19 protein-coding genes are annotated in these 19726 nt (G+C 55.6%); 11 read left to right on the top strand and 8 right to left on the bottom strand.

Annotated elements, in window-relative coordinates; all coding sequences use genetic code 11:
* Positions 1 to 48: 48 nt before the first annotated feature.
* Entirely contained in the window at positions 49 to 1158 is a 1110-nt protein-coding gene (locus BHE81_RS03290; protein WP_004178760.1) for an ABC transporter ATP-binding protein, read from the bottom strand.
* A 356-nt stretch (positions 1159 to 1514) separates the two neighbouring features.
* Here BHE81_RS03290 and BHE81_RS03295 point away from each other — a divergent pair, with 356 nt between their 5' ends.
* From BHE81_RS03295 to BHE81_RS03320, 6 genes are all read left to right on the top strand, one after another.
* Complete coding sequence (locus BHE81_RS03295; RefSeq protein WP_002891991.1) at positions 1515 to 2747, top strand: maltodextrin ABC transporter substrate-binding protein; 1233 nt, start codon at positions 1515 to 1517, stop codon at positions 2745 to 2747.
* Between the two features lie 62 nt (positions 2748 to 2809).
* The gene (locus BHE81_RS03300; RefSeq protein ID WP_004177243.1) at positions 2810 to 4117 is read left to right on the top strand and encodes a carbohydrate ABC transporter permease; all 1308 of its coding nucleotides are present in this window, start codon (positions 2810 to 2812) and stop codon (positions 4115 to 4117) included.
* A gap of 10 nt (positions 4118 to 4127) precedes the next feature.
* The gene (locus tag BHE81_RS03305; protein ID WP_000079398.1) at positions 4128 to 4979 is read left to right on the top strand and encodes a sugar ABC transporter permease; all 852 of its coding nucleotides are present in this window, start codon (positions 4128 to 4130) and stop codon (positions 4977 to 4979) included.
* A 4-nt stretch (positions 4980 to 4983) separates the two neighbouring features.
* Complete coding sequence (locus BHE81_RS03310) at positions 4984 to 6186, top strand: glycoside hydrolase family 53 protein (RefSeq protein WP_004178761.1); 1203 nt, start codon at positions 4984 to 4986, stop codon at positions 6184 to 6186.
* Positions 6187 to 6217: 31 nt separating this feature from the next.
* Entirely contained in the window at positions 6218 to 8275 is a 2058-nt protein-coding gene (locus BHE81_RS03315; protein ID WP_004177241.1) for a beta-galactosidase, read from the top strand.
* Between the two features lie 64 nt (positions 8276 to 8339).
* The gene (locus BHE81_RS03320; protein WP_002892003.1) at positions 8340 to 8654 is read left to right on the top strand and encodes a glucose PTS transporter subunit EIIB; all 315 of its coding nucleotides are present in this window, start codon (positions 8340 to 8342) and stop codon (positions 8652 to 8654) included.
* 136 nt (positions 8655 to 8790) lie between these two features.
* Here BHE81_RS03320 and BHE81_RS03325 read toward each other — a convergent pair whose 3' ends face one another.
* Positions 8791 to 10062, bottom strand: coding sequence for a maltoporin (locus BHE81_RS03325; protein WP_004177240.1), 1272 nt, complete (start codon positions 10060 to 10062; stop codon positions 8791 to 8793).
* 270 nt (positions 10063 to 10332) lie between these two features.
* On the opposite strand from BHE81_RS03325, the gene BHE81_RS03330 reads away from it, so the two are divergent.
* The 3 genes from BHE81_RS03330 (at position 10333) to ykgO (ending at position 11922) form a co-directional block, all read left to right on the top strand.
* Entirely contained in the window at positions 10333 to 11403 is a 1071-nt protein-coding gene (locus BHE81_RS03330) for a LacI family DNA-binding transcriptional regulator (protein ID WP_002892007.1), read from the top strand.
* Positions 11404 to 11518: 115 nt separating this feature from the next.
* Positions 11519 to 11782, top strand: coding sequence for a type B 50S ribosomal protein L31 (locus BHE81_RS03335; protein WP_002892011.1), 264 nt, complete (start codon positions 11519 to 11521; stop codon positions 11780 to 11782).
* Positions 11782 to 11922 (top strand): type B 50S ribosomal protein L36, encoded by a 141-nt coding sequence (gene ykgO / locus BHE81_RS03340; protein ID WP_002892018.1) that lies wholly within the window; start codon positions 11782 to 11784, stop codon positions 11920 to 11922. The genes BHE81_RS03335 and ykgO overlap by 1 nt, the downstream gene beginning before the upstream one ends.
* Here ykgO and BHE81_RS03345 read toward each other — a convergent pair.
* Positions 11919 to 12617, bottom strand: coding sequence for a GNAT family N-acetyltransferase (locus BHE81_RS03345; RefSeq protein WP_002892021.1), 699 nt, complete (start codon positions 12615 to 12617; stop codon positions 11919 to 11921). The genes ykgO and BHE81_RS03345 overlap by 4 nt on opposite strands.
* Positions 12618 to 12717: 100 nt before the next feature.
* On the opposite strand from BHE81_RS03345, the gene BHE81_RS03350 reads away from it, so the two are divergent.
* The gene (locus BHE81_RS03350; protein WP_023302231.1) at positions 12718 to 14169 is read left to right on the top strand and encodes a PLP-dependent aminotransferase family protein; all 1452 of its coding nucleotides are present in this window, start codon (positions 12718 to 12720) and stop codon (positions 14167 to 14169) included.
* Here the strand turns inward: BHE81_RS03350 and BHE81_RS03355 are convergent.
* Positions 14144 to 14614 (bottom strand): YlaC family protein, encoded by a 471-nt coding sequence (locus BHE81_RS03355; RefSeq protein ID WP_002892026.1) that lies wholly within the window; start codon positions 14612 to 14614, stop codon positions 14144 to 14146. The genes BHE81_RS03350 and BHE81_RS03355 overlap by 26 nt on opposite strands.
* A 20-nt stretch (positions 14615 to 14634) precedes the next feature.
* On the opposite strand from BHE81_RS03355, the gene BHE81_RS28025 reads away from it, so the two are divergent.
* Entirely contained in the window at positions 14635 to 14775 is a 141-nt protein-coding gene (locus BHE81_RS28025; protein WP_004147370.1) for a hypothetical protein, read from the top strand.
* On the opposite strand, the gene maa is transcribed toward BHE81_RS28025, so the two are convergent.
* The 4 genes from maa to acrB all read right to left on the bottom strand — a co-directional run bounded on the left by maa (position 14747) and on the right by acrB (position 19723).
* Positions 14747 to 15313, bottom strand: a complete 567-nt coding sequence (maa, locus tag BHE81_RS03360) for a maltose O-acetyltransferase (protein WP_002892030.1) — start codon at positions 15311 to 15313, stop codon at positions 14747 to 14749. The two genes, BHE81_RS28025 and maa, sit on opposite strands and share 29 nt — an antisense overlap.
* Before the next feature lie 158 nt (positions 15314 to 15471).
* Positions 15472 to 15690, bottom strand: coding sequence for an HHA domain-containing protein (locus BHE81_RS03365; protein WP_002892050.1), 219 nt, complete (start codon positions 15688 to 15690; stop codon positions 15472 to 15474).
* Between the two features lie 26 nt (positions 15691 to 15716).
* The gene (gene tomB / locus BHE81_RS03370) at positions 15717 to 16091 is read right to left on the bottom strand and encodes an Hha toxicity modulator TomB (RefSeq protein ID WP_002892066.1); all 375 of its coding nucleotides are present in this window, start codon (positions 16089 to 16091) and stop codon (positions 15717 to 15719) included.
* Between the two features lie 485 nt (positions 16092 to 16576).
* Positions 16577 to 19723 (bottom strand): multidrug efflux RND transporter permease subunit AcrB, encoded by a 3147-nt coding sequence (gene acrB, locus BHE81_RS03375; protein WP_002892069.1) that lies wholly within the window; start codon positions 19721 to 19723, stop codon positions 16577 to 16579.
* Positions 19724 to 19726 lie beyond the last annotated feature (3 nt).

Consider the following 19726-nt stretch of genomic DNA (forward strand, 5'->3'; position numbering starts at 1 on the left):
CGGCATTCAGTCGCAGCATACGCTGCGCAGATGACAGCAATATGTTAGCTAGTGTGCATCCGGCGCCGGGATATCAGCGCTGATGCGCAGGTCGTTCTCATCAAACACCATGCAGAAGCGCTCATCGAAAGCCAGCTTAATTTTCTGCCAGGGGCGGAAATGGACGTCGCCGGGCAGCAGAACCTTGACGTTGTCGTGGCCGTAGCACTGGCCGAACAGATAGGTATTGTTGCCCAGACGCTCCACCACTTCACATTGAAACTCCACCACGGTACCGGTGGCGACTTCCGGGGTGAGGTGCTCCGGCCGGATCCCCAGCGTCACCGCAGCGCCGGGCTTCAGCGGCTGGGTGGCGATATTCAGGGCCAGCTGATGGTCCTGCGCGAGGGTGACCGTTAAGCGTTCCGGCTGCCAGTCGCTGACGATAGCCGGCAGAAAGTTCATCTTCGGCGAGCCGATAAAGCCGGCGACGAATTTGTTGACAGGATTGTAGTACAGCGCCATCGGCGAACCCATTTGTTCGACTTTCCCGTAGTTCATGACCACGATTTTATCGGCCAGCGTCATCGCCTCCACCTGATCGTGCGTGACATACACCATAGTGGTCTTCAGCTCCTGGTGCAGACGGGCAATATGCAGGCGCATATCGACGCGCAGCTCCGCATCAAGGTTAGAGAGCGGCTCATCGAACATAAACACCCGGGGATTACGCACGATCGCCCGGCCAATGGCCACGCGCTGCCGCTGGCCGCCAGAGAGCTGCTTCGGTTTACGATCCAGCAGGTGCGAGAGCTGCAGCGTTTTAGCCACCATTTCCACCTGGCGACGGATCTCCGTTTTCGGCACTTTATTCACCTTCAGCCCGTAGCCCATGTTCTCTGCCACCGTCATGTGCGGATAGAGCGCATAGGACTGGAAGACCATCGCCACGCCGCGGCGGGCGGGCACGACATCATTCATCACCTCATCGCCGATCAGTACTTCTCCTTCGCTGACCTCTTCCAGCCCGGCAATCATGCGCAGTAGCGTCGATTTTCCACAACCGGAAGGGCCGACGAAGACGGCAAACTCGCCATCTTCAATGTCGAGATTGACCTGGTGCAGCGTCACCGTGCTGCCGAACCTTTTGGTGACATTCCTCAGTCGTATATTGGACATCCACATTCCCCGGAGTGAGTAGCTGTTATTTGCCGTTGGCTTATCGCTATGTTGAGTGTGATTTGTATTACGTGTAACAAATCGGTGTGACGATGTTCAACAGCAGTAAAATCATGCCCTGACTATAACTTCCGCGGATTTTGCGCCATACAGGGACGTTTCATTTCTGCAAGGATGATCACACAACTGGCAGCTTATGGTAGTTTTATCAACGATCAAAGCGTAGCGTATAACAAAAGCGCATCAGAACATGTTTTCCACGTAATACGGCAGTTCGAAAAGATTTATTTTTCTAACTGGCAGACGGAATTCAAATAAAAACCATTAAATTGTTATACCTTCACATGAGGTTGATAATGAAAAAGAACACGCTTGCTGCACTGATCCTTACCACCCTGGCGGCGGGGCAACTCGCCAGCCTGCAGGCGCATGCCGCCGGGCAGCTCAACGTCTGGGAGGACATTAAAAAATCCGCTGGCATCAAAACCGCGGTTAGCGATTTTGAAAAGCAGTACAACGTGAAGGTCAATCTCCAGGAGATGCCCTACGCCCAGCAACTGGAAAAACTGCGCCTCGACGGCCCGGCGGGCATTGGGCCGGACGTGCTGGTGATCCCGAATGACCAGCTCGGCGGCGCCGTGGTACAGGGACTACTCTCGCCGCTCAGCGTCGATCAGGCGAAACAGGATGCCTTTACGCCAGCCTCCATCAATGCCTTCCGCATGGACAACGCGCTGTATGGGATCCCGAAGGCGGTGGAAACCCTGGTGCTTATCTACAACAAGGACCTGATCGACAAGCCGCTGGACAGCCTGCAGGCCTGGCTGGACTACTCGAAAACCCAGCGCGAGCAGAACAAATACGGCCTGCTCGCCAAGTTTGACCAGATCTATTACAGCTGGGGGGCGATTGGCCCGATGGGCGGCTATATCTTTGCTAAAAACGACAGCGGCGGCTTTAACCCGCAGCAGGTGGGTCTCAATACCCCCGGCGCCGTGGAAGCCGTCACCTTCCTGAAAAAATTCTATGCCGAGAAGGTCTTTCCGGCGGGGATCCTCGGCGATAACGGGCTGAATGCCATCGATTCCCTGTTTACCGAGAAAAAAGCGGCGGCGGTGATCAACGGCCCCTGGGCCTTCCAGCCGTATGAAGCCGCTGGCATTAACTATGGCGTGGCGCCCCTGCCGACCCTGCCGGACGGCAAGCCGATGAGCTCCTTCCTCGGCGTCAAAGGCTATGTAGTATCGACCTGGAGTAAAGACAAAGCGCTGGCGCAACAGTTTATCGAGTTCATCAACCAGCCGCAGTATGTGAAAGCCCGCTATGTCGCCACTGGCGAAATTCCGCCGCTGAAGGCGATGATTGACGATCCGGTGATTAAAAACGACCAAAAGGCCAGCGCCGTCGCCATCCAGTCGGCGCGAGCGGTAGCGATGCCGGGCATTCCCGAGATGGGGGAAGTGTGGGGGCCGGCCAACGCCGCGCTTGAACTGAGCCTCACCGGTAAGCAGGCGCCGCAGGCCGCGCTTGATAACGCGGTGAAACAGATCACGATGCAGATCGAAGCGATGCAGGCCAGCAATCAGTAATTCACCGTCACGTGAAGTCACCGAGCGGGAGGGGGACCTCCCGTTTGTAGAAGGAGTCGAGTGTGAGCATCCATTCCAGCGAAAATTTTAGCGACGCACGCGGGCCCGGGCGCCATGCATGGTGCGGCCTGCTGCTGGCAATCGTGCCGGGTTTCGGTCAGTTTTATCATCGCCAGTGGCTGAAAGGGCTGGTCTTCCTGGTGCTGCTGAGCAGCTTTCTGGGGATTTTTTATGATTTCCTGCGTGAGGGGTTGTGGGGGTTATATACCCTGGGTGAAGAGGTACCGCGGGATAACTCTATCTTCCTGTTAGCCGAGGGGATTATCAGCGTGCTGATCGTCGCTTTCGGCGTGCTGATCTATTTTCTCTCGCTGCGGGATGCGTGGCTCAACGGCAAAAAACGCGATGAGGGGATCGCCCTCAACAGCGTGCGTAAGCAGTACCAGATGCTGCTGAGCGACGGCTTTCCGTACCTGATGATCACCCCGGGCTTTATTCTGCTGGTGTTTGTGGTGATCTTTCCGATTCTGTTCGGTTTCGCCATCGCCTTCACCAACTACAACCTGTACCACACCCCGCCGGCGAAGCTGGTGGACTGGGTGGGGCTGAAAAACTTTATTAATATTTTCACCCTCTCCATCTGGCGCTCCACTTTCCTGGATGTGCTGCAGTGGACCGTGGTGTGGACGCTGCTGGCGACCACCCTGCAGTGTACGGTGGGCGTGCTGCTGGCGATTCTGGTGAACCAAAAAGATCTGCGCTTTAAGCCGCTGATCCGCACCATCTTTATTTTACCGTGGGCGGTGCCGGGGTTTGTCACCATTCTCGTTTTTGCCGGCATGTTCAACGACTCCTTCGGGGTCATCAACAACGCGATCCTGTCCTTTTTTGGCATCAGTCCGAAGGCATGGCTCACCGATCCGTTCTGGACCAAAACGGCGCTGATCATGATGCAGACCTGGCTTGGCTTCCCGTTTGTCTTTGCCATGACCACCGGCGTGTTGCAGGCGATCCCGGACGATCTGTATGAAGCGGCGACGATGGACGGCGCCAGCGCCTTTACCCGTCTGCGCACCATCACCCTGCCGCTGGTGCTGTATGCGATCGCGCCGATCATCATCACCCAGTACACCTTCAACTTTAATAACTTCAATATCATTTACCTGTTCAACAACGGCGGCCCTGCGGTGGCAGGCTCTAACGCCGGCGGGACGGATATTCTGGTGTCGTGGATCTATAAGCTGACGATGTCTTCGTCGCAGTACGCCATCGCGGCGACCATCACGATCCTGCTGTCGATCTTTGTCGTCGGCCTGGCGCTGTGGCAGTTCCGCGCCACCAAATCCTTCAAAAATGACGACATGGCGTAAGGGAAGCAACATGGCTCAATCACCCAGTATTAAACGCGAAAAGTGGATCCGGCTCTCTCTCACCTGGCTGGTGGTTATTCTGGTCTCAGTGGTGATTATCTATCCGCTGGTCTGGACGGTCGGGGCGTCGCTGAACGCCGGCAATAGCCTGCTCAGTACCTCAATCATTCCGGAAAATGTGTCGTTCCAGCACTATGCCGATCTGTTCAATGGCAATGTGAATTACCTCACCTGGTACTGGAACTCGATGAAAATCAGCTTCCTGACCATGGTGCTGACCCTGATTAGCGTTAGCTTTACCGCTTACGCCTTCTCCCGCTTCCGCTTTAAAGGGCGGCAGAACGGGCTGATGCTGTTCCTGCTGCTGCAGATGATCCCGCAGTTTTCCGCGCTGATTGCCATCTTTGTCCTGTCGCAACTGCTTGGCCTGATTAATAGCCATCTGGCGCTGGTGCTGATCTACGTCGGGGGGATGATCCCGATGAATACCTGGCTGATGAAAGGGTATCTCGACGCGATCCCCAAAGATCTGGATGAGTCCGCCCGCATGGATGGCGCCAGCAGCTTTCGCATCTTTATCGAGATCATCATGCCGTTGTCGAGGCCCATCCTCGCGGTGGTGGCGCTGTTCTCGTTCACTGGGCCGCTGGGGGATTTCATCCTCTCCAGCACCATCCTGCGTACCCCGGATAAATACACGCTGCCTATCGGTCTGTATAACCTGGTGGCGCAAAAAATGGGTGCCAGCTACACCACCTACGCGGCGGGGGCGGTGCTGATCGCCGTACCGGTGGCGATCCTCTACCTGGCGCTACAAAAATACTTCGTCTCCGGCCTGACCTCGGGCAGTACTAAAGGATAAGCACATGAAAAGATTCACACCCGCATGGCTTGCGGTTTGTCTGGCATGCAGTTTCTCCACCTCTTCTCTGGCCGCGGACGCGCTTGCAACCCGCGCGTTTCAGGGCATGCCGGCGGACTTTATCAAAGGCGCGGATATCTCCACGCTGCTGGACGCCGAAAAGCACGGGGCGACGTTCTACGATCAGAATAATCAGCGCAAGGATCCGATCGCTATTCTGAAAGAGAACGGCGTCAACTATGTCCGCCTCCGTCTGTGGGTGGATCCGCAATCGGCGAGCGGCGAGGACTATGGCGGAGGGAATAACGATCTGGCCACCACCCTGGCGCTGGCGAAACGGGCGAAAGCCCAGGGGATGAAGCTGCTGCTTGATTTTCACTACAGCGATTTCTGGACCGATCCCGGCAAGCAGTTCAAGCCGAAAGCCTGGGAAAAGCTGGATTACCCGCAGCTGAAAACGGCGATTCATGACTATACCCGCGATACCATCGCCCGCTTTAAGCAGGCGGGCGTGCTGCCGGATATGGTGCAGATCGGCAACGAAATCAACGGCGGCATCCTGTGGCCGGAAGGGAAAAGCTGGGGGCAGGGCGGCGGAGAGTTCGACCGGCTGGCTGGCCTGCTGAACGCGGCTATCGCTGGCCTGAAGGAGAACCTGCGCCAGGGCGAGCAGGTGAAAATCATGCTGCATCTGGCCGAAGGGACCAAGAACGATACCTTCCGCTGGTGGTTTGATGAGATCGACAAGCGCCATGTACCGTATGACGTGATTGGTCTGTCGATGTACACCTACTGGAATGGCCCGATCAGCGCCCTGAAGGCCAATATGGATGACATCAGCAAACGCTATAACAAAGACGTCATCGTCGTCGAGGCGGCCTATGCCTATACCCTGGCCAACTGCGATAACGCGGAAAATAGTTTCCAGGCGAAAGAGGAAAAGGATGGGGGATATCCCGCCAGCGTACAGGGGCAATATAACTATATTCACGATTTAATGCAGGCGGTGGTTGATGTGCCAGACCAGCGTGGTAAAGGTATTTTCTATTGGGAGCCTACATGGATTGCCGTGCCGGGAAATACCTGGGCCACCCCGGCGGGGATGAAATATATCCACGACGAGTGGAAAGAGGGTAATGCACGTGAAAATCAGGCGCTATTTGATTGCCAGGGAAAAGTATTGCCGTCGGTAAAAGTTTTTAATTAATTTTTTTGTCGTCTTTTTCAGGAAGTTTATTATGAATAAATTTGCACCTTTACATCCGAAGGTTAGTACGCTGCTGCATGGCGCGGATTATAATCCGGAGCAATGGGAGAATGACCCCGATATTATTGATAAAGACATTGCCATGATGCAGCAGGCAAAATGCAATGTGATGTCGGTGGGAATATTTAGCTGGGCGAAACTGGAGCCACGCGAAGGGGTATTTAATTTCGCCTGGCTGGATATTATCCTCGATAAACTGTATGCCGCCGGCATTCATGTCTTTCTGGCCACGCCGAGCGGCGCGCGTCCGGCGTGGATGTCGCAGCGCTATCCGCAGGTTCTGCGGGTGGGGCGCGATCGGGTGCCGGCCCTGCACGGCGGCCGTCACAACCACTGTATGTCGTCACCGGTCTATCGCGAGAAAACCCTGCAAATCAATACCCTGCTGGCAGAACGTTATTCCTCACACCCGGCGGTGCTGGGCTGGCATATTTCCAACGAATATGGCGGTGAATGCCATTGCGATCTCTGCCAGAACCGTTTTCGCGACTGGCTGAAGGCGCGTTACCAGACCCTGGAGAACCTCAACCAGGCCTGGTGGAGCACCTTCTGGAGTCATACCTATACTGACTGGTCGCAGATTGAATCGCCTGCGCCGCAGGGCGAGATGTCGATCCACGGTCTTAATCTTGACTGGCATCGCTTTAACACCGCTCAGGTGACCGATTTCTGCCGCCATGAAATTGCTCCGCTGAAGGCGGCGAATGCTTCCCTGCCGGTGACTACCAACTTTATGGAGTATTTCTACGATTACGACTACTGGCAGCTGGCGGAGGCGCTGGATTTCATCTCCTGGGACAGCTATCCGATGTGGCACCGCGATAAAGACGAAACCGCGCTGGCCTGTTACACCGCGATGTATCACGACATGATGCGCAGCCTGAAGGGCGGCAAACCGTTTGTGCTGATGGAGTCCACCCCGGGCGCCACCAACTGGCAGCCGACCAGCAAACTGAAGAAGCCGGGAATGCATATTCTTTCCTCGCTACAGGCGGTGGCGCATGGCGCCGACTCGGTGCAGTATTTCCAGTGGCGGAAAAGCCGCGGTTCGGTTGAGAAATTTCACGGCGCAGTGGTCGACCACGTCGGACATATTGATACCCGCATTGGCCGCGAAGTCTGCCAGCTCGGCGAGATCCTCAGCAAGCTGCCGGAGGTGAGGGGCTGTCGCACCGAGGCGAAAGTAGCGATTATCTTCGACCAGCAGAACCGCTGGGCGCTGGATGACGCCCAGGGGCCGCGCAATCTTGGGATGGAATATGAGAAGACGGTCAACGAGCACTACCGCCCGTTCTGGGAGCAGGGCATCGCCGTCGATGTGATTGACGCCGATGTCGATTTAACGCCGTATCAGTTAGTGATTGCCCCGATGTTATATATGGTGCGCGACGGCTTTGCCGGTCGGGCGGAGGCGTTTGTCGCCAACGGCGGCCACCTGGTGACCACCTACTGGACCGGTATCGTCAATGAGTCCGATCTCTGCTATCTCGGCGGCTTCCCGGGCCCGCTGCGCAATCTGCTGGGGATCTGGGCGGAAGAGATCGACTGCCTGAATGACGGCGAGTTTAATCTGGTGCAGGGGCTTGCCGGGAATCAGTGCGGTCTGCAGGGCCCTTATCAGGTGCGCCATCTCTGTGAACTGATCCATATCGAGAGCGCCCAGGCGCTGGCCACCTACCGGGATGATTTTTATGCCGGACGGCCGGCTGTGACGGTGAACGCGTTCGGGAAAGGCAAAGCCTGGCATGTGGCCTCCCGCAACGATTTAGCCTTCCAGCGCGATTTCTTTACCGCCCTGAGCAAGGAGCTGGCCCTGCCGCGGGCGATAGCGACGGAGTTACCACCCGGCGTGGTGGCGACTGCGCGCACCGACGGTGACAACGCATTTATCTTCCTGCAGAACTACAGCGCGCAAAACCATACCCTTACCCTGCCGCAAGGGTATTGGGATTGCCTGACCGACGCGGCGGTATCGGCTCCACTGACCCTGTCGGCATGGGATTGCCGTATTCTCCGTCGTCACGCGTAATTTCTTCTTCTCCACGCCTGCTCTGACGAGCAGGCTTTTTTTTATCTTAAACCTGGAGTTTATTATGGTGAGTTTAAAATCCTTCCTGCACTATTTCTCCCCAGCGCGTCCGGCACAGCCATTAAGCGAGGCGGAAAAACAGCAAATCGAGGCGCTGATTCAGGCCTTTGGTGGCGAAGCGAATATTACGCAAGTGGACGCCTGTATTACCCGTCTGCGGGTTAGCGTTCGCCATCTTGCGGCCGTGGACTCCGAAGCATTACAGCAGCAGGGCGCGCTGGGGGTTATTATTCTTGGTCAGCAGGTGCATGCTATTTTCGGTAAACAGTCCGATGCGCTGCGTCAGCTTCTGGATGAACATTTTGCTGCCCGGAAATAAATAAAACGGGATAACCTGAAAACAGGTTATCCCGAAAGTAAGACAAAGACAGCAGTGGCAATAAAGTTTACCGGAAGATAATTAACAGTCTTACAGCAGGAGATAAAAATAACGTATGAGTCTTAGCCGTGCGCAATTACCACCAGGCCTCAACCTGCACGCCGAAATTCCAGGTATTATTCGCCGTCTGGTCTTCAAACGGTTTACCATCTTCGGAATCATTCAAATATGAAGCAAAAATGCGTAATTCCGGACGTGACATAAAGTCTGGCCCGTCCGCCAGGCCCAACGCAATGGTGTATTTCTCACCGGCCTGTTTGTAGCTGGTGCCATTGTTGTAGCTGTCTTTCTGATAGAAACCGCCGACTTCGCCAATCAGGCGCACGTAGTCGGTGAACTGGTACTGCCCGCGGGCGACCAGCGACAGCATCCGCGTTTTGTCGGTATAGTCGGTAATGTCATCCGCCGAGCCCCAGGTCAGAACGTGGTTGATAGAAAACTTCTCAGTAATCGGGATCAGGCCGGTGTTAATCACGCGATAACCGGTGGCGTCGTTCACGTAGTTCCACATATCGTACCAGCCGCCGCCCTGGGAGACCATGTTCTGCGCCAGGCCTTTGTTGGCGTACTGCAGCACGGTTTTGTTATAGCCGCCCAGCATATCCTGACTGATTTCACCGGTCAGCATGACGCCGTTGTCAGCATCGTACAGTCCGCCGTAGCTATCCTGTTTTTTGGTGGTGTTTGGCATCGCGTAGTCGATACCGAATTCGGTCCACGAGCCCGCCCATGGCTTCCAGCCCGCGTAGCGTAAATCGATATAGTTGATATTGACGTTGCTGTCGCCATCGACGCGATAGTCAACATCGTTGGCATCGCCGCGGATCCAGGCCAGCGAGACGGCGCCCGGGCCGAGGGTGTAGTTTTCCACCCCGGCTCCGGAGCCGGAAATGTTCCAGTATTTGGTATCGATGATATGCAGATCATGGCGCTGGTAGTAACGTTTACCGCCCCAGATCACCGCATTCGGATCGCCAGGGATCAGCCCCTTTATCTGCAGGTTCAACTGACGTAAGCCGAACTGTGCATCATCGTTCAGCGTGGTTTCATTATCGTTAGAGCCGTCGGAGACCATGCTGACCATACTGTCGAGATAGAAGCTGACGTCATCTTTCTTATAGACCTCAGAGCCCAGCTCCAGCTCGCCGTAGGTATCCGACTCGTTCCCCAAACGGCCCAGCTTATTTTTTTGCCATTCCGCTTCGCTACCGTCGCCGGAGACCCCAACCCCGGCGCGCATATAGCCATGGAAATCGATCGTTGGGATCGCGGCGGTGGCCGCAAACGCGGAAGGAGCGATTAGCGCAGCGGCTAACGCGACTGAAAGGGCGCGCAGTGTAGTGTTCATCTCTATCCTCTTATTGTTTTGTATTACGTTCACATAACTGGTGTCATAAAATGCCTAAATGTAACTTCAGGCAAATGAGATATGATTATTGTGTGATTAACTGCAAATAATCACGGTGGTTTTTGTTGCGATGGGTGAGATGATTCACAATTCGTTGTATTGTGAACGTAATACTTTTATCGCTATTGTTTTGCAGTGAGAGGTGGCGGTGAGCGTTTTTTCAAATGGCCCCTGTTACAATCATGGGATAACAACATAAGGAACCGGACCATGAAGTCTAAAAGCGCTACTCTGGAAGACGTCGCACGCCATGCGGGCGTCTCTTACCAGACCGTGTCCAGGGTACTCAACAAATCAGCTAATGTATCCGAAGCGACGCGTCGCAAGGTGGAGAAATCGATAGAGGCCTTACGCTATGTGCCAAACCGGCTGGCGCAGCAGCTGGTGGGGAAGGAGAGCCAGACGGTCGGGCTGGTGACTATTTCTCTGGCCTGGCATGCGCCTTCCCAGGTGGCGGCGGCGGTAAAACGCTATGCCAACCTGGAAGGTTACCAGGTTCTGATTTCGATGATCGATGAGAGCGTCAACCAAAGCATCCAGGATTCCATCAATGAGCTGAAATCTCAGCGGGTGGATAAAGTCATTATCAACGTGCCGCTGGAGACCGAACAGGCGCAGAAAATCGCTGCTGACAACGATGATATCGTCTGCCTGTTTCTCGACGTTGATCCCTACAGTTCCGTGTTTAACGTTTCGTTTAACCCGGCGGACGGCACCCGGGCCAGCGTCAAATATCTCTATGAGATGGGGCATCGGGAGATCGCCCTGCTGGCGGGGCCGGACAGCTCAGTCTCGGCCAAACTCCGGTTAAAAAGCTGGCTGGAGACCCTGGATGGTTACGGTCTGAAGCCGGTGACCGTCCTGCACGGCAACTGGGATGCGCAGAGCGGCTACGCCGGCGCGCTGCAGATGCTGCGCGAAACGCCTAATTTCAGCGCTGTGCTGGTGGGTAATGATCAGATGGCGCTGGGGGTGCTCAGCGCCTTCCATCAGCATCAGGTGGCGGTGCCGGGTGAGAAGTCGGTTATTGGCTATGACGATACCTACGAAAGCTCCTTTTTCTATCCGGCGCTGAGTACCGTGTCGCTCGACCTCGACCTGCAGGGGAAAGAGGCGGTGCGGCGGATCCTCGCCAGCACCAGCGGGGCGCCTCATACCTCATCCATTCTGCCGGCGCGCCTGGTGATACGCCATTCCAGCGGCGCCCGAATCGAGCAGGGAAAAGATCTGCAGGCCATTGCAGAACAGCTCCGCGCCATCGCCCACCGTCTGGCACCCTGACGCCAAAGGCGGGGAAACTCGCCTTATCACCTTACTCTTAAATTGAGCAGGGTTGATCTTTGTCACAGCACGGCGTACCCTTAATGTTATGTTATAACGTAATGAAGAGGTCAGCATGAAAGCCCATATCCATCCTCCCTATCGTACGGTGGTGTTTCACGACACCAGCGCGAATGAGTATTTTAAAGTCGGCTCAACTATCCGCACCGATCGCGTGATTGAACTCGATGGCGAAACTTTTCCGTATGTGACGATCGACGTCTCCTCGAAATCGCATCCGTACTACACGGGCAAACAAAAAACCTTCGCCAATGAAGGCAGTGCAGCCCGATTCCGCCAGCGCTTCGGCGGCTTTATTGATGCGAAAAGGAAAGCATGATGCAGGTCGTCAACTCATTACGTAGCGCTAAACAGCGCCACCCGGATTGCCAGCTGGTTAAACGCAAAGGGCGGCTGTACGTTATCTGTAAGAGCAACCCCCGCTTCAAAGCGGTGCAGGGGCGCAAAAAACGCCGTTAACGGAAACTCTCCAGCGAGCGGCGCTGTTGGCCGTCGGCGGTAAAATTGTCGGCGGCCAGCCATTGGCGCATGGCGTTATCCAGCTCCGGCCATTCGCCGTCTATCACCGAAAACCAGTCCGTGTCCCGGTTGTGTCCTTTACTCACCAGCGCCTGGCGAAAACGTCCTTCGTACTGAAACCCCAGCCGCCTTGCCGCCCGGGCTGATGGGATATTAAGACTGTTGCATTTCCATTCATAGCGACGGTAGCCGAGCGTATCAAAGACATACTGCATCAACAGCCAGTGCGCTTCGGTGGCCATGGCCGTTCGGCTCAGTAACGGTGAAAAATGCACATGCCCCACCTCTACCACACCGTGAGCGATATCGATACGCATTAACGCCAGCGAGCCGACCGCTTTCCCTCGCTGCTGGTCAACGACGGCAAAATGAATCGGGTCTGCCAGCGTGGCGACCTGCTCCACCCAGGCACTGAATTCTGCAAGGTTGCTCTCAGGTTCACGCAGCAGCCACGTCCAGCTGCGGGCGTCTGGCGCCAGCTGGTGAGCGGCGAACAGATCGCTGGCATGAGCAAGAGTCAGCGGTTCGAGTCGACAACGGCTGCCCTGTAATACCTGTCGTGTCGGCCAGGGGCGCGGCTGCCAGTCAGGCAGCGCGACGCCGAGCGCCTGGCCAAACTGATTATATTCGCACATTGCGGTTTCCTTATTGGGGATTTACAGGCAGCGTACGCGCTCGCTGGTTCCATAAAAAGTGCCATTAGAGTATGTTTTTATGGGGCCACGAGGAGGCAATATGAATATACCGGACGAGGGGTTTTTTACGCTGTTGACGCAGGGGATGCGGAACCGCACGGTCGAAACCTTACAGCGCGCCCTTTACCACACCTTACGTGACGCTATCCTGCAGGGAACCCTGACGGCCCGCTGCCGTTTACCCGGATCGCGGGTGATGGCCGAACGGCTACACCTGTCGCGGAATACGGTCAATGCCGCACTGGAACAGCTGGCGCTGGAGGGGTACCTGACACGGAGCCGTCAGGGATCGCAGGTGGCACCACTCGCCTCCTGCCGCCAGGAGGCGGGTCAGATGCCGCCCGTCGTGCTGCCTGAGCGGCTGCAAAGGCTGCCAGCCGCGATGCGCCGCGACTCACCGACGCTGGCATTTACGCCAGGCATGCCGGCGGTAAACTATTTCCCGCTGCCGCTGTGGCGGCGACTGATGGATAACGTGCTACGCGAAGATGGTAGCGCGCTGCTGGGTTATGGCGAAGCCGCGGGCGATCCTTTGCTGCGAGAGGCTATCGCTCGTCATCTGGCGCTCTCCCGGGGCATCCGGTGCGATATCCGGCAGATCGTCATCACCGAAGGCGCGCTGGAAGGCGTCAACTTATGCGCCTCGCTACTGACCAACCCGGGCGACAGCGTGTGGCTGGAAGAACCGGGGTACCTGGGGGCGAGGAGTGGCTTTCAGCGGGCGGGACTGCGGGACAGAGGAATGGCTGTCGACGATGAAGGGATGTGTATTGCCAACGGCGTCGCGGAGCCGCCCCGGCTCATTTTCACCTCTCCTTCACACCAGTATCCCTGTGGGAGCATCATGAGCGCCGGGCGCCGTCTGGCGCTCGTGGAATATGCCCGCCGGCACGGGGCGTGGATTGTGGAGGATGACTACGACAGCGAGTTTCGCCATAGCGGAGAACCGATCCCGGCGATGCTGGGAATGGTGCCTGATGCCCCGGTGGTCTATCTCGGCACCTTCAGCAAAACGCTGTTTCCGGCGTTGCGTATCGGTTTTATGGTTATGCCGCCCGCGCTGGCGGATGCTGCTCAGGACGCCATTGGCGCGCTGCTGCGCGGGGGACACCGTGCTGAACAGCGGGCGCTGGCCAGCTTTATCGAGAAGGGACACTATGCGCGCCATCTGGCAGCGATGCGCCGCCTGTACCGTAAACGTCAGCAACAGCTGCGCGAGGCGCTGGCGCAAGAGATAACCGTGCCGTGCGACGTTCTCGGCGGGGGAGGGGGGATGCACCTGACGGTGGCGATGGAGGGCGTTAATGACCGGACGCTTGCGCAGCAGGCGCGCCAGTTTCAGCTGGCGCCCGCCGCGTTAAGTCATTTCTATCTCGACCCGCAGCGAGCGCGGAGCGGACTGGTGCTTGGGTATGGCAATACCTCTGCTTCTCGCTATCTCCCGGCGCTGCGGACCCTAAATCGCCTTATTGCGCAGCACCGGCGCGCGTGAGGGTAAAGACATCGTAGAAGGAGAGCTCGCCTTTGGTGGCGACCATCTTTTTGAGCTGCGCCTTCTGCTCGCTATCGACGTCTGGCGACTGCAGGATACGGTCGATCAGCTGCCGGGGGACAAAGCGGGTGTTGTACCATTCCCCGTTGTAGCACACGCGAAAGTCGAGGACATCGATATCCTCGTAGCGATAGCGTGGATAGACGTCAAAGAAGAAAAAGGCGTTGAACAGAATGAACAGCACCACCAGCAACCAGACCGAGTCTACCAGCGTTTCAGAGCGCAGCATGACCACCAGCGTCGCCAGAAACGCGGCATACATGGCAACAAACAGTCCCGGATGGTTGCGGATAAAACTGATGCTAAAACGCGGGCGATTATCGCGTTTTTCCTGGACGTTGAGTTCGTCAATGGTGTGAATCAGCAGGCGTTGTATTTCTGTCATCTTGGTCCTCGAATTCTGCAATGAGCCTGCCGCGCCCGGCGGACCAGGCGCGGCAGGCTCAGCCTGAAGGCTATTTTATGTTGCAATATTCTGCGGAGAAAGTAACAGATCAGTTACAGAAAAGCATAACAGTTACGGATTTGTCGGCGGAAGGCGCTTAATGATCTGCGCCGGGTTACCGCCGACGACGGTACAGGCAGGGACGTCTTTGGTGACCACCGCGCCGGACGCAATGACCGCATTATCGCCAATGGTCACGCCGGGATTGATCACTGCCCGACCCCCAATCCACACATTGTGGCCAATAGTTACCGGCTTGCCGTATTCCTGGCCGCTATTACGCGCATCGGCGTCCAGCGGATGAGTGGCAGTATAAATATGGACGCCTGGCGCCAGCATACAGTTATCGCCAATATGGATAGGGCAGACGTCGAGCATCACGCAGTCAAAATTGGCGTAAAAACCGGCGCCGAGAAAAATATTATAACCATAGTCGCAGCGAAAGCTTGGCTCGATATACGCATCGCCGGCGCGAGCGAACAGCTCGGCCAGAATATGCTGACGTTGTTCCTGGTCATCCGGGGCGGAATGATTATAACGGTGCAACAACTGTCTGGCGCGCAGGCGATCGGCGCGAAGCGTTGGGTCGCCAGATAAATAGAGCTCACCGGCGATCATTTTGCGTTTTTCTTCACTCATGGGTCTTCCTTATACCTGACTGTTGATGGCCGTAGCAGTATAAAAAAGAAACCGGTTACAGGGTTGCTGTTGGCTGAATGATGTGATGTCTATCACAAAGATACCCTATGGCGGCTGACCCGTACCGTCCGGCCAGCAGACCACGTAGTACGCGTAAATTAGCGGATAAATTTCCAGACAGAAGTCGGGATTTTATCGTATAGCTTATTCATGGTCAGTTCCGCCAGACGATGGTCGGCAGCTGAGTAAAATACCGCCAGCTCATTATCAGACAGTTCATATTTATTTTTTTCAATGACGCGCTCCAGCGTGTCAATTGTCTGGCAACGACGTAAGCGCATCAAATAGTCTGTTTTAGTTAATGGCTTATCAGACATAATTCCACCTTTTGATTGTAATAATTCTAACACGATAGACTGGCCGGGTTTTCCCGGCTGGCGTTGACAAAGCAACGAAATAGTCGGTTACCGGATTTTTTCCACTTTTGCAAATCCGTAGAGTTAATGCCGTAGTTACTGAACAACGTAAAAGTGTCGTCCAGATATTCGTCAACCTGAGCGATCAGCTTATTATCCTCTGCATACTTAATTTTATAATTAAGAGCGAATGTGGCAATGTGCTCGATCAATTCATTTAACTGGAGATTGACAGCCGACGTCGGGTCGTTGACCCAGCCATGGTTGCTCTCTTCCAGGTTTGCAAGGCAGTCATGATACAGCGTTTCGCAGAGAAAGCGTAGCTGTGCAATATCATGTCTTTTTGGCGAGTATTCGTCCATAACGCATCCCCTTTTGAGTGGTTTAAACGACGACTAGCAAACACCGTTGTGGGATGAACACGACTAACTGACCTGACACTAACTGAGTAATCCTGCTGATTTAACTATAATCCACTCTCCAACAGATTTCATCGTGCTATTACGAAAAATTACAATTATCAGCGAGAAATTATCTTAAAAATAGACGAATTAATTTCGCAGGCGCTGGCCCACAGCCGGAGAAATAGAGAAATCTTATGAATCATTGGTTTAAGGCAGGCAGCTGTCGCGTTCAGAAACCGCCGACCCGTGGATAATGATAGTAAGATTATTCCTGGTAAATGAGTGTTTGCCGATCCCGAGTTGTTGAACAAGCTGCTAAAAATAGCCTGCGCCATATCAATATATATTAAATGCAGAACGAAAAATAAACAATGGCAATATGTGCCTTGCCAGCCAGTGATAAAAAAGGGCCGCGGTAGCGGCCCTTTGTTCAGGAGTGAAGATTAATGATGCTCAACCTGATGGCTGTGCTCTATATCTTCCGATTTTTTGCTAAAGCGGCGACGAACCACCACAAAGAACACCGGCACGAAGAAGATCGCCAGGATCGTCGCGGTCACCATCCCGCCCATTACGCCTGTACCGACGGCGTTCTGCGCACCGGAGCCGGCGCCGGAGCTGATAACTAGCGGCATTACCCCGAGGATGAACGCCAGAGATGTCATCAGGATTGGACGTAGACGCATACGTACTGCTTCAAGCGTCGCCTCAATCAGCCCTTTGCCCTCTTTCTCCATCAGGTCTTTGGCGAATTCAACGATCAATATTGCGTTCTTCGCCGACAGGCCGATGGTGGTCAGCAGACCCACCTGGAAGTAAACGTCGTTGGTTAGCCCGCGGAAGGTGGCGGCTAACAGCGCACCGACCACACCCAGGGGGACGACCAGCATAACCGAGAACGGAATCGACCAGCTCTCATACAGCGCCGCCAGACACAGGAAGACGACAATCAGCGAGATGGCATACAGGGCAGGGGCCTGGTTGCCGGACAGTCGCTCCTGATAAGACATCCCGGTCCAGTCGTAGCCGATACCGGAAGGCAGTTTACCCGCCAGCTCTTCCATCAGCGCCATCGCCTCACCGGTACTCTTGCCTGGCGCGGCCTGACCGAGGATTTCCAGTGACGGCAGACCGTTGTAGCGTTCCAGACGCGGCGAACCGTATTCCCAACGCGAGGTCGAGAAAGCAGAGAACGGCACCATCTGACCATCGCTGCCGCGAACATACCACTTGCCGATATCTTCCGGCAGCATACGGTATTTCGCTTCGGACATGATGTACACTTTCTTCACGCGGCCGCGGTCGATAAAGTCGTTGACATAGCTTCCGCCCCAGGCTGCGCCCAGCGTGGTGTTAATGTCGCTGATGGAGACGCCCAGCGCCTGAGCTTTCTCCTGATCGATATCGATTTTAAACTGCGGTGTATCTTCCAGACCGTTAGGGCGCACGCCGGTCAGCACGTCAGGATGCTGCGCCACCATGCCAAACAGTTGGTTACGCGCCTGGGTCAGTTTTTCGTGGCCGAGACCGCCCTGGTCAATCAGCTCGAAGTCAAAGCCGGTCGCGGTACCCAGTTCAACGATAGCCGGCAGGTTAAAGGCGAAGACCATCGCATCTTTAATCTGCGAGAAGTAGCCCATTGCTCTCGCGGTGATCGCTTCAACTTTGTTTTCCTCACCCGGACGCTGGCTCCAGTCTTTCAGCGAAACGAACGCGATACCGGTGTTCTGGCCGCGGCCGGCGAAACCGAAGCCGTTAACCGCAAACACGGATTCCACGTTGTCCTTCTCTTTGGTGAGATAGTAATTCGTCATCTCATCCAGCACTTTCTGCGTACGCTCCTGGGTGGCGCCCGCAGGCAGCTGCGCCATACTCAGGAATACCCCCTGGTCCTCGTCCGGCAGGAACGAGCTCGGCAGACGGACGAACAGCCATGCCATACCCACCACGATAATCAGATACAGCACCAGATAACGACCGGTGCTGCGCAGAATGTTGCCTACGCTGTCGGTGTAATGGTGCGTGCTCTTATCAAACATGCGGTTAAACCAGCCGAAGAAGCCGGTGGTCGCGCCATGGCTGCCTTTCTGAATGGGTTTCAGCATCGTGGCGCACAGCGCCGGCGTCAGGATTAACGCCACCAGTACCGACAGCGCCATCGCGGAAACGATAGTGATGGAGAACTGGCGATAGATGGCCCCGGTTGAGCCGCCGAAGAACGCCATCGGGATAAATACCGCCGACAGCACCATAGCGATACCTACCAGCGCGCCCTGAATCTGTCCCATCGATTTACGCGTCGCTTCTTTCGGCGGCAGACCCTCTTCCGCCATCACGCGCTCGACGTTCTCTACCACCACGATGGCGTCATCCACCAACAGGCCGATGGCGAGCACCATCCCGAACATCGTCAGGGTGTTTATCGAGAAGCCAAACGCCGCCAGCACCGCGAAGGTGCCTAACAGGACCACCGGTACCGCGATGGTGGGGATCAGGGTGGCGCGGAAGTTCTGCAGGAACAGATACATGACCAGGAACACCAGGATGATCGCTTCCACCAGCGTTTTAACCACTTCGTGAATAGAAATTTTCACGAACGGGGTGGTGTCATACGGGTAAACGATCTTCATCCCCGACGGGAAAAACGGCTCCATCTTCGCCAGTTCAGCGCGAATAGCGTTGGCGGTATCCAGCGCGTTCGCGCCGGTAGCCAGTTTAATACCCAGACCGGATGCCGGCTGGCCGTTAAACTTCGCCACTACGTCATAGCTTTCGCCGCCCAGCTCAATTTTGGCGACATCACGCAGACGAACCTGGGAACCGTCCTGGTTCACCTTCAGCAGGATGTTGCCAAACTCTTCCGTATTGGTCAGACGCGTCTGCGCGATGATCGAGGCGTTAAGCTGCTGGCCTTTCACCGGCGGCGTACCGCCTAACTGGCCCGCGGCCACCTGGGCGTTCTGCGCTTTCAGGGCGCTGATCACATCCACCGGCGTAAGCTGGAAGTTGTTCAGTTTGTTTGGATCCATCCAGATACGCATCGCATACTGGGAACCGAATAGCTGAACGTCGCCGACGCCGCTGGTACGGCTAATCGGATCCTTCATGTTGGCCGCCACGTAGTCCGAAATATCGTCCTGGTTCATGGTGCCGTTGGTGTTAATGACGCCGACAACCATCAGGAAGCTGCTGGACGCTTTCTCAACGCTAATCCCTTGCTGCTGTACTTCTTGCGGCAGCAGAGGCGTCGCCAGCGCCAGCTTGTTCTGAACCTGAACCTGGGCGATATCCGGATCGGTACCGGATTCGAAGGTCAGCGTAATGGTTGCCGTACCGGTGGAGTCGCCATTTGAGGACATGTACATCAGGTGATCGATACCGTTCATATTCTGTTCGATAACCTGAGTTACGGTGTTCTGCACCGTTTCGGCGTCAGCACCGGGGTACATGGCGGTAATGGAAATTGCTGGCGGCGCAATCGTCGGATATTGCGCCACCGGCAATTTGAGGATCGATAATCCCCCAGCCAGCATGATGATAATGGCGATCACCCATGCAAATATGGGGCGATCGATAAAGAAATTAGGCATGTC

The sequence above is a fragment of the Klebsiella sp. AqSCr genome (assembly GCF_008452795.1).
In the GTDB taxonomy this organism is placed as follows: domain Bacteria; phylum Pseudomonadota; class Gammaproteobacteria; order Enterobacterales; family Enterobacteriaceae; genus Klebsiella; species Klebsiella pneumoniae.

Coding starts and splice junctions, on each gene's coding strand:
- BHE81_RS03290 (WP_004178760.1), bottom strand. CDS start 1,158: ATGTCCAATATACGACTGAGGAATGTCACCAAAAGGTTCGGCAGCACG.
- BHE81_RS03295 (WP_002891991.1), top strand. CDS start 1,515: ATGAAAAAGAACACGCTTGCTGCACTGATCCTTACCACCCTGGCGGCG.
- BHE81_RS03305 (WP_000079398.1), top strand. CDS start 4,128: ATGGCTCAATCACCCAGTATTAAACGCGAAAAGTGGATCCGGCTCTCT.
- BHE81_RS03310 (WP_004178761.1), top strand. CDS start 4,984: ATGAAAAGATTCACACCCGCATGGCTTGCGGTTTGTCTGGCATGCAGT.
- BHE81_RS03315 (WP_004177241.1), top strand. CDS start 6,218: ATGAATAAATTTGCACCTTTACATCCGAAGGTTAGTACGCTGCTGCAT.
- BHE81_RS03320 (WP_002892003.1), top strand. CDS start 8,340: ATGGTGAGTTTAAAATCCTTCCTGCACTATTTCTCCCCAGCGCGTCCG.
- BHE81_RS03325 (WP_004177240.1), bottom strand. CDS start 10,062: ATGAACACTACACTGCGCGCCCTTTCAGTCGCGTTAGCCGCTGCGCTA.
- BHE81_RS03330 (WP_002892007.1), top strand. CDS start 10,333: ATGAAGTCTAAAAGCGCTACTCTGGAAGACGTCGCACGCCATGCGGGC.
- BHE81_RS03335 (WP_002892011.1), top strand. CDS start 11,519: ATGAAAGCCCATATCCATCCTCCCTATCGTACGGTGGTGTTTCACGAC.
- ykgO (WP_002892018.1), top strand. CDS start 11,782: ATGCAGGTCGTCAACTCATTACGTAGCGCTAAACAGCGCCACCCGGAT.
- BHE81_RS03345 (WP_002892021.1), bottom strand. CDS start 12,617: ATGTGCGAATATAATCAGTTTGGCCAGGCGCTCGGCGTCGCGCTGCCT.
- BHE81_RS03350 (WP_023302231.1), top strand. CDS start 12,718: ATGAATATACCGGACGAGGGGTTTTTTACGCTGTTGACGCAGGGGATG.
- BHE81_RS03355 (WP_002892026.1), bottom strand. CDS start 14,614: ATGACAGAAATACAACGCCTGCTGATTCACACCATTGACGAACTCAAC.
- BHE81_RS28025 (WP_004147370.1), top strand. CDS start 14,635: ATGAGCCTGCCGCGCCCGGCGGACCAGGCGCGGCAGGCTCAGCCTGAA.
- maa (WP_002892030.1), bottom strand. CDS start 15,313: ATGAGTGAAGAAAAACGCAAAATGATCGCCGGTGAGCTCTATTTATCT.
- BHE81_RS03365 (WP_002892050.1), bottom strand. CDS start 15,690: ATGTCTGATAAGCCATTAACTAAAACAGACTATTTGATGCGCTTACGT.
- tomB (WP_002892066.1), bottom strand. CDS start 16,091: ATGGACGAATACTCGCCAAAAAGACATGATATTGCACAGCTACGCTTT.
- acrB (WP_002892069.1), bottom strand. CDS start 19,723: ATGCCTAATTTCTTTATCGATCGCCCCATATTTGCATGGGTGATCGCC.